At 73.3% G+C, this 12,831-nt stretch carries 7 protein-coding genes; 5 read left to right on the forward strand and 2 right to left on the reverse strand.

All coding sequences use genetic code 11. The features are described 5' to 3' along the window. The 5 genes from GUY59_RS33400 to GUY59_RS33420 are packed head-to-tail and all read left to right on the forward strand — an operon-like array spanning position 1 to position 8,683. The gene (locus GUY59_RS33400) at positions 1–909 is read left to right on the forward strand and encodes a thiamine pyrophosphate-dependent dehydrogenase E1 component subunit alpha (RefSeq protein ID WP_138205690.1); all 909 of its coding nucleotides are present in this window, start codon (positions 1–3) and stop codon (positions 907–909) included. After that, positions 897–1,919 (forward strand): alpha-ketoacid dehydrogenase subunit beta, encoded by a 1,023-nt coding sequence (locus tag GUY59_RS33405; protein ID WP_138205688.1) that lies wholly within the window; start codon positions 897–899, stop codon positions 1,917–1,919. The genes GUY59_RS33400 and GUY59_RS33405 overlap by 13 nt, the downstream gene beginning before the upstream one ends. A 17-nt stretch (positions 1,920–1,936) precedes the next feature. Further along, on the forward strand, positions 1,937–3,016 hold the full coding sequence (locus GUY59_RS33410; RefSeq protein WP_161714823.1) for a 2-oxo acid dehydrogenase subunit E2: 1,080 nt from the start codon (positions 1,937–1,939) through the stop codon (positions 3,014–3,016). A 22-nt stretch (positions 3,017–3,038) separates the two neighbouring features. Beyond that, the gene (locus GUY59_RS33415) at positions 3,039–3,413 is read left to right on the forward strand and encodes an acyl carrier protein (RefSeq protein ID WP_138205684.1); all 375 of its coding nucleotides are present in this window, start codon (positions 3,039–3,041) and stop codon (positions 3,411–3,413) included. Positions 3,414–3,418: 5 nt separating this feature from the next. Beyond that, complete coding sequence (locus GUY59_RS33420; protein ID WP_161714824.1) at positions 3,419–8,683, forward strand: type I polyketide synthase; 5,265 nt, start codon at positions 3,419–3,421, stop codon at positions 8,681–8,683. 13 nt (positions 8,684–8,696) lie between these two features. Here the strand turns inward: GUY59_RS33420 and GUY59_RS33425 are convergent, their stop codons facing one another. Continuing rightward, the gene (locus GUY59_RS33425) at positions 8,697–11,063 is read right to left on the reverse strand and encodes a condensation domain-containing protein (RefSeq protein WP_138208676.1); all 2,367 of its coding nucleotides are present in this window, start codon (positions 11,061–11,063) and stop codon (positions 8,697–8,699) included. A gap of 4 nt (positions 11,064–11,067) precedes the next feature. Further along, the coding region (locus GUY59_RS33430; RefSeq protein ID WP_161714825.1) for a non-ribosomal peptide synthetase at positions 11,068–12,831 on the reverse strand (1,764 nt) is incomplete at its 5' end.

Genomic DNA, 12,831 nt, shown 5'->3' on the forward strand with positions numbered 1-12,831 from the left:
ATGTCCGCATCCCCCGCGCCTTCCCGGCTCGCCGACGAGGACCTCGCCATGCTCCTGTTGATCCGTCACTTCGAGCAGGCGTGCCTGGAACTGTTCACCGCCGGAAAGATCTCCGGCACGATCCACGTATGCCTGGGGCAGGAGCAGGTCCCGGTCGCGCTGCGTACTCTGCTGCTCCCCGGCGACTTCGTCTTCGGCAACCACCGCTCGCACGGCCACTTCCTGGCCCGCGGCGGCGACCCCGCCGGGCTGCTCGCCGAGCTGATGGGGCGGGAAGGCGGGGTGTGCGCGGGCGTCGGCGGCAGCCAGCACCTCTACGGCGACCGGTTCCTGTCCACCGGCGTCCAGGGAGAGGGCATCGCCGTCGCCCTCGGCGTCGCCCGGCACCTGGCCCGCCACGATCCGGGGCGGCTGGCCTGCGTGTACGTCGGGGACGGCACGTGGGGCGAGGGCATCGTCTACGAGTCGCTGAACATCGCGCGGCTGTGGCGGCTGCCGCTGCTCGTGGTCGTGGAGAACAACGGCATCGCCCAGTCCACCGCCACCTCGGCCCAGATGGCCGGATCGGTAGAGCGGCGTGCACACGCGTTCGACGTCGCCTACCACGGCGCCGACACGACCGACGTGAACCTGCTCCGCGCCGTCCTCACGCCGCTCCTGGCCGAGGTCCGCGCGGGTGCGGGCCCTCTGGTGGTCGAGGCGTTCACCACCAGGCTCGGGCCGCACAGCAAGGGCGACGACAGCCGCTCGCCGGAGGACCGGCGGGCGGCGGCCGCGCTCGACTGGCTCCCCGCGTACGCGGACCACTTCCCCGACCAGGTACGGCGGATCGACGACGCCCAGCGCGAGCTGGTCGCCGGCCTCGTCGAAGACGTCGCCGCCCGCCCGGAGGCCACATGGGCGCCGTGACCCGCACCAGAATCGGCCAGGAGCTCAACGCCGCCCTCCACCGGCTGATGGCGGACGACCAGGGCCTGCACCTGCTGGGCCAGGACATCGCCGATCCCTACGGCGGCGCGTTCAAGGTGACCCGCGGCCTGTCCACCGGCTTCCCCGGCCGCGTGTTGTCGACGCCGATCAGCGAGAGCGCCATCGTGGGAATGGGCACCGGTCTGGCTCTCTGCGGCGAACCGGCCATCGTGGAGATCATGTTCGGCGACTTCGCCGGGCTGGCGTTCGACATGCTGGTCAACTTCGCCAGCAAGGCGGTCACCATGTACGGGCGGACGATCCCCGTCCCCCTGCTGGTGCGCTGCCCGACCGGCGGCAATCGCGGCTACGGCCCCACACATAGCCAGAGCCTGCAGAAGCACTTCCTGGGTGTGCCGTCACTCGACCTGTTCGAGCTCACCCCGTTCCACGAGCCGTACCCGCTGCTGCGCCACATCCTGGCGGGAGGTCGACCGGCGATGTTGTTCGAGGACAAGGTTCTCTACGGTGCGACCGGCTACCGGGACGGCCGGGCCGACGGCCCTCATCACTACCGGATGCACGGCGATCCGGCTGTCGGCTGGGCCGAGGCTTACCTGCCCGATATTGAGGAAGACCCCGTGGTCCTGCTCGCGAGCGGCGGCACTGCGCATCGGGCGATGCGGGCGGCTCGGACCCTGCTGCTGGACCACGAGATCATCTGCGTGGTCCTCGTTCCGGCGCGGCTGTATCCGCTGGATCTCGAACCGGTGCTGCCGGTCCTACGGCGCGCCCAGCGCGTCGTCGTGATCGATGACGGCCCGCCGGGCAGCTCATGGGCGGGCGAGGTGGCGATCGGTGTCTACCGCGAGTTGTGGCCACCGCCATTCGGGCCCGTCGGCATGGTGCAGTCGAAGAACAGCGTCATCCCGGCCGCATCCCATCTGGAGCGGTCGGTGCTCGTACAAGCGAAGGACATCGTGAGCGCGGTGCTGGAGCCTGCCGGATGAGCGGGCGGGGAGAACCGGTGGCGATCTCGGTCCCACGGCTGAACAGCAACGACATCGAGTACGTGGTGCTGGAGTGGCTGGCCGGGGACGGCGAGGAGGTCACCCGAGGGCAGCCGCTCGTGATGGTGGAGACCTCGAAGGCCGTGGAGGAGCTGACCAGTCCCGCCACCGGGCGCCTGCGCACGCTGTCGCGGGCCGGGGCCGGGTGCCGGATCGGCGAGGTGATCGGCGAGATCGTGGACGGGATCGCCACGAAGGCCGGCCCACCGGCGGAGAGCGGAGAAGCGGAGGAGTCCACCCGGTGGACGGTCACGGAATCCGCGCGAGAGCTGCTGCGGGCGCACGGCCTCACGCCCGCGGCCCTCGACGGCCTGACGTCGCAGATCGTCCGGCGCGCCGACGTCGAACGGCACCTCGCCGGCGTGGCAGAGGGCCCGCGCACACTGCCACCCGCCCAGCGGGCCGTGGCGCGAACCGTGGAGTCCGCCCTGGCCGTGCCCGCAGCCTTCCTCTGCACACGCGTGGACGCCGACACCGCCGCGGCCTCCACGCGGCGGCTCCTAGGGGCCGTGGCGAGCGGCGTCGGCGTGGTCGAGATGACGGTGGCCGCCGTCGCCGCGCAACTGCCCGCCTTTCCCATGATGTTCGCGACGACCGTGGACGGCGAGCGGTTCGTGCCCGCCCGGGACGCGCACGTGGCGGTCACCATGGACGCGGGGGACCGCCTCCAGACGCCGGTGCTCCGCCGCGCGGGGTCCCGTTCTCTCCCCCAAATCGCGGCGGAGCTGATGCGTCTGCGTCGAGCCGCCGTCCAGGGAACGCTTCGGGAGCGGGACCAGAGCGGCGGCAACATCCTCGTGGCCGTCAACACCCATTACGGGGTCCACCTCGCGGTCCCGCTCGTCTTCCCCGGCCACACATGTGCCGTCTCGATCGGCGCGACGGAGCCCGAGCTGAGGCCAGCGCCCGATGGAGACATCCGGCGGGTAAACGCGTGCACGCTCGGCCTGGCCTTCGACCATCGGTACGTCAACGGCCGTGAGGCGGCCGCGTTCCTGAGCGCGGTCCGTGCCTCCATCGAGGCGGCGGGCCAGTGACCGCCGACCGGAAGGACCAGGTATGACGGGGCGATCCACGCACGACGACCGCGCGGCGGCCGCCGCTCTCGAAGAGCCGCGCGCCTTTCTGACCCGGACGATCAACGCGATCGCCGGTCTCGACATCGAGCCGGACGGCAACTTCTTCGAAGCCGGTCTCGGCTCCCTGGAGCTGATGCGCCTGCACGAGAGCATCTGCCTGTGGCTCGGCCGTGAGGTGCCGGTGTCCGTGGTGTTCCGGCATCCCAACCTCCAGGCCCTGGCACGCTACCTGGCCGCGGATGCGCCGCCGACCGCGCGAGCCGCCCCTGAACCTGCCACCGCAGGTGTGGCAGGCCCGGAGGCCAGGCGGAAGTTGCGGGCCCGCATCCAGCGCAGAAGGCGGGAAGAGAGGTGATCGACGTGTGGGAGACCGATCGTCCGATAGCCGTGGTCGGCATGGCGTGCCGCGTTCCCGGCGCGCACGACATGGAGGAGTTCTGGGCCAACCTGGTCGCGGGGAAGGAGTCGATCACCTTCTGGAGCGCCGAGGAACTGCGCGCGGCCGGGGTGACCGAGGCGGACCTCGCCAACCCCGACTACATCAGGGCGGCGCCGATGATGCCCGCCGCCGACGGCTTCGACGCGGGCCTGTTCAGGATGACGGCGCGCGAGGCAGAGCTGTGCGACCCACAGATCCGGGTCTTCCTGGAGCTGTGCCACAGCGCGGTGGAGGACGCCGGATACGACCCCTTCGACCTGGCGGACACCGTGGGAGTGTTCGGGTCGGCGGGGCCGAACAACTATTTACCGCAGTACCTGTGGCGCCGGCCCGACCTGCTGGGGCTCGACGGCACGCTGGTTCAGAGCCTCAACCAGCCTGACTACCTGAGCACGCTGGCGGCGTACAAGCTGAACCTGCGCGGACCCGCCATGACCGTGCTGACCGCGTGTTCGAGCAGCCTCGTTTCCATCCATCTGGCCTGTCAGGCGCTGCGGCTGGGCGAGTGCGACGTGGCCGTCGTCGGCGCATCCGTCCTGGACCTGCCGCTGGTACGGGGACGGCTCTGGACACCAGGAGGCATCACCACGGCCGACGGCCACTGCCGGCCGTTCGACGCCGGGGCCTCGGGCACCATCTTCGGCAGTGGAGCCGGCGCCGTCGTGCTCAAACGCCTGGAAGACGCGCTGGCCGACCGGGATCGGGTCAGGGCGGTGGTCAGGGGAAGCGCCGTGAACAACGATGGGGCGGACAAGGTGAGCTTCGGCGCGCCCAGCGTGGACGGCCAGGTGGCCGCCGTGATCGAGGCCATGACGCTGGCCGGGGTGACGCCGTCGGACATCGGGTTCGTGGAGGGGCACGCGACCGGCACGATTCTGGGAGACCCGATCGAAGTGGCCGCCTTGGCGGAGGCGTACGCCGAACTCGCGCAGGGAGCTCTTGAGCCGGGGAGCGTCATCCTCGGCTCGGTCAAGTCCAACGTCGGCCACCTGGGCGCGGCGTCGGGCGTCACCAGCTTCATCAAGACCGTACTCGCGCTGGATCGCGAGGCCGTGCCCGCCACGGTGAACCTGGACCGGGTCAACCACCGGCTGGAGCTGGACAAGACGCCGTTCCGGATCAGCACCGGCGTCGAGCCGTGGCCTCGGGACGTGACGCGGCCCAGAATGGCGGCGGTCACCTCGCTCGGGGTAGGCGGGACGAACGCGCACGCAGTTCTGGAGGAGGGCCCGGTGCAGGCGCACCGCCGCCCCGACGGACGGCCGCGCGTGGTGCTCTGGTCGGCCGCCACCGAGCCGGCGGTGCGGGCGCAACGGGGCCGGCTCGCCGGCTTCTTCGGCGGATGCGGCGAGGAGGTCTTCCCCGACGCGGCGGCCACCCTGCAGCACGGCCGCACGCCGCACCGCTGTCGCGCGGCGCTGGTGGCCGGCTCCGCCGCGGACGCGGCCGCGCTGCTCGCCGGTTCCGAGCCCGTGGTGACCGGGACCGCCCAGACGGATGGCAGCGTGGCCTACCTGCTGCCCGGTCAGGGGTCCCTGCGGGAGGGAACGGCTCGCGAACTGTACGGCACGGTGCGCGGCTTCACAGTGGCGATGGACGAATGCCTCGAGTTGTTCGAGGAACACGGCGTGCCTCTGTACCGCCGCTGGCTCGGCCGTGGCGAGGAGCGGGACGACGCCGGTCAGGCACTGCTGTTCGCCGTCGAGTACTCCCTGGCCGAGATGTGGCGGCAGTGGGGCGCGCCGCCGGCCGCCGTGCTCGGGCACAGCCTGGGAGAGCTGTCCGCGGCCGCGATCGCGGGAGTGTTCAGCCTGCCGGATGCGATCGGACTGGTCGTCGCCCGGGCCGCCGCGATGGCCGAGCACCCCGTGCCCGGCGGCATGCTGGCCGTCGCCGCCTCTGCCGACGACGTCCTGCCCCTGCTGGCCGAGCCGCTGGCGGTGTCGGCCGTCAACGCGCCGCGCGAGACGGTGGTCTGCGGCCCCGCCGACGCTCTGTCCGCGCTGGCGGCGCGGCTGGCCGAGCGGCCCGTGGCCAGCCGCCCGCTGCCGGTCGACGCCGCCTTCCATCATCCCGGCTGGGAGCGGGCGGAGCGGGTGTGGCACGAGTCCTTCGGCTCGGTGACGTTCCGCGCGCCCAGGGTGCCGCTCTACTCCAGCCTCACCGGAGATCTGGCGGAGCCGGCGCGGCTCGCCACGCCGGCGTTCTGGACCGCCATGCTCACCTCACCGGTACGGTTCCACGACGCGCTTCGCGCGCTCCGCACGCAGTGGCCCGGCAGCACGCTGCTGGAGGTGGGCCCTGGCGGCACGCTCAGCAGCCTGGCCCGCCGGGGTCTGGCGAACGCGCGCGGCACCGTGGCGTCCACCCTGGGCGAGGACGGGCCCGAGCCGGAGGCGGTGCTCCGCACGGCCGCCCGGCTGTGGGCCGCGGGCTGCGCCATCGACTGGGCCGCCGCAGAGCAGCCGTCTCCCGCGGTGCGCGTCTCGGTGCCCGGCTACCCGTACGAGCGCGTCCGGTATTGGGCCGATCCTCCGCAGGCGGAGACCGACGTCCCGAAGGAGGAGCCGGCCCTCGGCCCGCCGTCCGGGCCCGCCGTCTCCGAGATCCACTGGGCGGAACGGACCCGCCCCGCGCTCCCCCGGCATGCCGACGGCAACGCGCTGGTGCTGCTGCCCGAGGACGCCGACGACGCGGCGCGGGTGCTGCTGGCGGTGCAGCGGGCCGGGTGGCGGCCGATCCAGTTGCGTCCCGGGCCGTCGTTCGCGGCTGTACCCGGCGGCTTCCACGTCCGGCCAGGCCGGCCTGATGATCTGCGCAAGGCGTACGCGGCGCTGCGGGAGGCCGGCTCGCCCCTGGCGGTCGTGGTGCACGCCCTCGCCACGGGAGGACCTGCGCCTGGCGGTGACGACGACGCGTTCGTCAGCCTGCTCACATTGTGCCGCCTGGTGGTGACCTCGGCCGACGGACCGGCTCCGCCACGGCTCGTCCTGTTGACCACCGGGTCGGTGGACGTGTCCGGGGGCGATCTGGTGGACCCCCACCGCGCCGCGCTGCACGGCCTGTTCCGCACGGTGCGGCGGGAGGCGCCCGACCTGCACGGCGCCGCCATCGACTACTGCGCTCGCACGGACGTGCCCGCGCTGGCCGCGGAGCTGTCACCGGCCGTGACCGACGACGTCGTGGCACTGCGTGGCCGGCGCCGCTGGGAGCCGGCCGAACGGCGGCTTCCGCTGCCGGCCAAGGCTGAGACACCGCTGCGGGAACGCGGCGTGTACCTCATCACGGGCGGCAGCGGCGGGCTCGGTCTCGCCGTCGCCCGCGAACTGGCTGGCACCGGCCTGCGTCCGACGCTGATCCTGCTCAGCCGGCGCGGCCCGCAGGCGGTCGCGGCCGGGGAGCTGGAGCGGATTCGGAGCTTGGGCGCCACGGTGATCCCGTACGCCTGCGACGTCACCGACGGTGCCGCACTCGGCCGCGTGGTCGCCGAGGTCGCCGAGCATCACGGCCCGGTGACCGGCCTGTTCCACCTGGCCGGGCTGCCCGGCGCGCGGATGGTGGCCTTCCGCGAGGCCGCGGACGCCCTGGCGGTCATGGCCCCGAAGACCGCGGGCACCGCCTGCCTGGAACGGGTCTTCGCCGGCCAGCCCCCACTCGACTTCGCGGTCTTCTTCTCCAGCCTGGCGGCGGCGGAGGGGCTCGTGGGCAACGGCGACTACGCGGCGGCCAACGCCTTCCTGGACGCCGCGGCGATCGGCTCGTCACTGGCCGACGGGCGGGTGCTCAGCATCGGCTGGCCGATCTGGCGGGGCCGCACCATGGCGAACAGATCCGGCGTGGACGTCGCGGACCTGAACGGCGCCGTCCGGCGCCGGCCGCCGGCGGCCCGGGCCGGCGGCGAGACAGGGCTCGTCTGGGAGACCGAGATGAGCGCGGCGACGCATTGGGAGCTCGACGAGCATCGGGTGGACGGTGTTCCGCTGCTGCCGGGGACGGCTTATTTGGACCTGGCCGTACGGGCCTACCGTGAGGTGGCGGCGCCCGCCTCCGGACCGATCGGGCTCTCCGACGTCGTGTTCACCACACCGATGTTCGCACAGGAGCCGCGGGTGGTGCGGCTCACGTTCCGTCCCGTGGGCGACCGGTTCGACGTGGCGGTGACCTCCCGGCCCCCCGGCGGGGACGGCTCATGGACATCGCACGCCACCGCCGTGATCGGCCCCGCCGAGCCGCGCCCCGGACGCGTCGACCTGGGCGAGCTGCGACGGCGGCACACCGCACCGGCAGGACCGTCCCGCGCCGAAGGCGGGTCGTTGTTCACTCTGGGACCGCACTGGTGGAGCGTGCGGGAGGTGTGGTCGAGCGGTTCCGACCTGCTGATGCGGCTGGAGCTGCCGCCGGCCCACCGCTCGGAGACGGCCCGGTACGCGTTGCACCCGGCCTTGCTGGATTCGGTGACGGCGGCCGTGAGCGGGCCGGGAACCGATTCGTACGTACCGTTCCTCTATAACCGGGTCGTGGTCGCCGCCGACATACCCGCCGCTTTCTACGCGCATGTGCGGCGGGACCCGCGAGCCCCGCACGACAGCCCGTCGGGCGATGTCGACCTCATCGACGAGCACGGCGAAGTGCTGGTCTCCGTCGAGAAGTTCGTCATGATCGCCGGCCGTGACGCCCTCCAGACGGCCCTCCCGTCCGCGGCCCGTGACAGCGGGAAGGCGGGCGGCGTCTCCGAGGCGGGCGGCGAAACGGATACGACTGATGACGGGCTCGACCCTGCGGTGGCCGTGTGCCTGATGCTGCGCCTGATCGGCTCAGGCGTGCGCGGCCCGGTGCTCGTCCGCCCCAGGCCCGCCACCGGCCCCGCCGCCCCTGTCGATCCCGCCGACCGGGCCGATCCCGTCGCGCCCGAGGGCTCACCGATCGCGGTGGAGACCGCCACTGGCGAGCACGGGACGGAGACCGTGGACGAGCGGCTGCGGCTGCTGTGGACGCAGGCGCTCGGCGTCACCGACTTCCCAGCCGACCAGGACTTCTTCGACGCGGGCGGCAACTCCCTGGCGGCGGTCGAGTTCATCGCGCGGATCAGGGAGAGCTTCGGCGTACGCCTGGGCCTGGGGCTGCTGCTGGAGCGCCGCACCCTGGCCGGGATCGCCCTGGCGCTGCGCGAGCAGGGCGCGCGGTGAGGCGTCCGCGCTGTCACGGCAGGTCGAGCAGCCACAATCCGCGCACGAACCCGGCGGCGGCCTCCGGCTCGGCCGGCATCAGCAAAACGGTCGCGTCCGGGCAGCGGACGCGGACCTCGGTATAGGCCACGGGGTCGGCGGTGACGAACACGCAGTCCTTCACTGCCACCCCCCAGCCGCTCACCAGGCCGACCAGATTGTCGGACACGCTGCCCCAGCCCATCCGCCGGCCGCTCAGGTCATCGGGGCCGAGCGGGCCGCCGTCGGCGAGCTGGGCCAGCACGTCGCGTTCGTCGGCGCGCCCCACGACACCCACCCGGCGGCCCGACCGGGCCGCCGCCCGCAGCAGTTCCTGAAGGGAGTGCCAAGGGCTGCCGGGATCGGCCGCCACCGGCCCCTCACCGCACTGCCCTTGCCACAGGGTGTCATCGGCGTCCACGACGTAGCCCGCGATCGGCCGCGCCCACCGGGCGAGAACCCGGCGCAGCACGAAGACGCCCAGTGCCGCGCAGTATTCGTCGCTGTAGGGCACGTGCCCGACGACGTCACCGTGCGGGTCGTGCACCGTCTCCACCCGGTACGCCGCCGCGACCCCGTCGTCGCTGACCAGACGCACGCCGCTCAGCCGGTCGCACGCCTCGCGCAGCCGCCGCAGGACGGCCTCGACCTCCGGACCCGCGCCGTGCGACCAGCCTGGGGACGGGGCGGTGACCACGACCAGCAGCGGCGCCAGCCCCTGCGCGTGCGCGCCACGCAGCGCTTCGAGGAACATCGTCGCGTTCTCGGCCATGCGCGAGCGGGCCTCGGGGTCGGCCGGGTCCCGCTCGGGGCCGGCGAAGTCCTCGATCCGGACCAGCAGCACGCCTGCGCGCCCCGCCCCGTCCGGCCCGAGGCGCCCGGCGGGGTCCAGCATGTCGGGCACCACCCGGCCGTACGGGACGGTGGCGGTCCGTACGGCCAGGCCCAGCCGGTGGCACCAGTGCTGCAGCACCTCCGCGACGGGCAGCACGGTGAACGTTCCCGCCAGCACGATCTCGGGGGTGGTGGGCGCGGCGCCGGCGGGGCCGGAGACCGCCGCCTCCGGCGTGGAGCGGGCGAGGGAGCGCAGCACCGCGCCGAGCCCTCCGGCCAGGCTGTGTGCCAGCGTCGGAGGGCAGCGGCCCGCGTCGTAGGCGACGCGCAGCGACCAGCGCGTGCCGGGGGTCACCAGCACGGTGAGGGGATAGTTGGTCCGCGGCACGGCGGGCCGCTGGCTGATGGTGAGCCCGGCGGAGGCTGCGTGCCCGTCCCATTCCTCCGCGAAGTTCTGCACCAGCAGGAGCGTGCGCGCGAGGGGTTCGCCGCGCGGCACCCCGCTGAGGGCGTGAATGTCCACCAGCGGCAGGTGGCCGTGCCGTGACGCCGAGGCGGCACGCAACTGCAGGTCGCGCAGCCAGTCGCCAAGGCCTCTCCCCCCGTCGGCGGACATCCGGATCGGCACGGTGGTGACGAAAACGCCAACTGTCCGCTCGGCGGACGCAACGTTCGACGGGCGCATGGTCATGGTGGTGTCGAACACCACCTCTGTCTCCGCCGACCGCCCGGCGAGGGTGAGTCCCCAACCGGCCAGCGCGAGCGTCGCGGCCGAGACGCGGTGCCGCCGGGCCGCCTCTGTCAGTCGCGCGCTGTCTGCCTCGGACAGCTCCGCAACGGCCAGCCCGGTCTCCGCGACGTCGGGCGACGAATCGGAGGAGGCGTGCCGCAATCCCGGGATCGGCGTCGGCCGGCCGAGATCGCCGAGCTCCGCCGCCCAGAACGCGCGCGCCGCAGGTTCGTCTCCTGCGGTGTGACGCACCAGTTCCCACGGCGACGGGGCGGGCGGCAGGGCAGGTGAGCTGCCGCGAACGATCGCCGAGTAGGTCTGGACGACCTCGCTGAGCACGGTCGACACCGACCAGCCGTCCATGATCAGGTGGTGGTGGCTGACGATCATCCAGTACGTGGCGGGAGCGAACCGGATCAGCGCGGTACGCACCAGCGGCGGCCGGTCCAGGGCGAATCCCGCGTGGCGGTCGCGACGCAGGTGCGCGTCGAGTGCCGCTTCGCGTTCCGCCTCCGGCAGCGCGCTCCAGTCGTGCTCGCTCCATCGCGGCGCGGGGTCGGGCTCGACCGCCTGGAGCGGGCGTTCCAGGCCCTCCCAATAGAAGCCGGTCCGCAACGCGGGGTGCCTGGCCAGCACACGGGCCCATGATTCCCGCATCGCGGACGGGTCGCCGAGTCCCGTGATCCGCAGGACGATCTGCTGGACGTACACCCCGGTCGAGTCGTCCAACAGCGTGTGGTAAAGCAACCCCTCCTGCGTTGGGGTGAGGGGGTGAGCGTCCACGGTGGCGTCGTCCATCGGCTTACTCCCCTTGTGTCGCGCGAGCCCGCAGGGCCCGCACCTTCCTGAGGTCGGCGGCGGACACCTGCGCCTGGGGCGGCGGCGTCTCCTCCCACGTGCCGGGCCGGCCGGCGGCGGAGGCCAGCTCCGCGACCGTCTGGTAGGTGAACACGTCGGCGGGCTCGATCGTCAGCCCTTGTCCGGCCGCCCGCTGCGCTATCCGGAGCGCGCGCATGGAGTCTCCGCCGAGGGCGAAGAAGTTGTCGTGCCGGCCCACCCGGGTGACCCCCAGTACCTCGCTCCAGAGTGCGGCGAACGCTTCCTCGCGCGGTCCCTCTGCGGGCGCGAACGCGACGCCCGCCGAGGGGCCGGTGACCGCCCGCGCTGAAAGAGCGCGGCGGTCCACCTTCCCGTTCGGGAGCCGGGGCAGGGCGGCGATCGTGACCAGCGTGGGCACCATTTGTCCCGGCAGCCTGTCGCGCAGCAGCGCCCGCAGCTCGCCGACGTCGAACCCGTCGCCGGGGACGAGGTAAGCGACCAGCGACGACGACTCCTGTCCGGCGAGCGTGACGACCGCGACGCTCCGCACCGTTCCGCTGCCGAGCACCGCATCCTCGACCTCGCCCGGTTCTATCCGGTATCCGCGCACCTTCATCTGGTCGTCGGCGCGTCCCGCGAACTCGTACTCGCCGTCGGCCCGCAGGCGTACGAGGTCGCCGGTACGGTAGACGCGCCCGCCCGGCCGGTGCGGGTCAGGCGGGAAACGCTCGGCGGTGAGCGTGGGGCGGTCGTGGTAGCCCTGGGCAACGCCGTGGCCTCCGACGCGCAACTCGCCGATCGCGCCACGCGGCACGGGCAGGCCCTGTGCGGTCAGCACCGCCACAGTCACCCCGGGCAGCGGCCGGCCGATCAGGCGGGCGTGTTCGGGTTCCGTGACGCGCGCGGCGGTCGCCCAAACCGCCGTCTCGGTCGGCCCGTAGAAGTTCCAGACCGTCTCCGCGGTGGCCAGCAGATCGGCCGCGAGCGGGACCGGCATCCGCTCGGCACCGCAGATGGCCGTGCTGACCTCACCTCGTTCCAGTCCGGCGTCGAGCAGCATCCGCCAGGCGGACGGGGTCGCCTGCATCCACGTCGTACCGGTCCGGCGGATGAGCCGTAGCATCTCGATCCCGTCGGAGACGGCCGCGCGGGGCGCGACCACGACGCTCGCCCCCACCGCGGCGGGCAGGAACAGCTCGGGCACGGACATGTCGAACGACCACGCGCTCGTCGACATCATCATGTCCTGCTGCCTGGCTCCGGTGGTCCTGGCCATGCCGTCCAGCAGGTTCGCCAGCGCCCCGTGACTCACCGCGACTCCCTTGGGCCGGCCCGTCGAACCCGAGGTGTAGATGAGGTATGCGGTGTCGTTGGGCGTCACGGCCACGGCGGGGAAGCCCGCGGGCTCCGTCGGCGCCCGATCGCCGTCGATGACGCGGCCGACCGCCTGCCGCAACTCATCTGGCGCGTCCGGTTGCGCGACCACAGCGACGGCGCCGGCGTCGCGGGCCATGAACGCCAGCCGCTCCGGCGGGTAGGCGGGATCGAGCGGAAGGTAGGCGGCCCCGGCCCGCCAGACGCCGTACAGCACGGCCAGCGCGGCGGCGCCCGGCCGCAGGCAGACCCCGACGACGTCCCCGCGCCGCACGCCACGGGCGGCGAGCAAGCCGGCCCAGCGGCCGGCGGCCCCGTCGAGGTCCGCGTAGCCGAGGCGGTGGGTGAGGTCGTCCACGGCGATCTTGTCCGG

This window comes from Nonomuraea sp. K271, from assembly GCF_009908215.1.
Lineage (GTDB): Bacteria > Actinomycetota > Actinomycetes > Streptosporangiales > Streptosporangiaceae > Nonomuraea > Nonomuraea longispora.

Bases quoted from the DNA above. Each gene is read 5' to 3' on its own strand.
- GUY59_RS33405 (WP_138205688.1), top strand. From the start codon at position 897: ATGGGCGCCGTGACCCGCACCAGAATCGGCCAGGAGCTCAACGCCGCC.
- GUY59_RS33425 (WP_138208676.1), bottom strand. From the start codon at position 11,063: ATGGACGACGCCACCGTGGACGCTCACCCCCTCACCCCAACGCAGGAG.
- GUY59_RS33415 (WP_138205684.1), top strand. From the start codon at position 3,039: ATGACGGGGCGATCCACGCACGACGACCGCGCGGCGGCCGCCGCTCTC.
- GUY59_RS33400 (WP_138205690.1), top strand. From the start codon at position 1: ATGTCCGCATCCCCCGCGCCTTCCCGGCTCGCCGACGAGGACCTCGCC.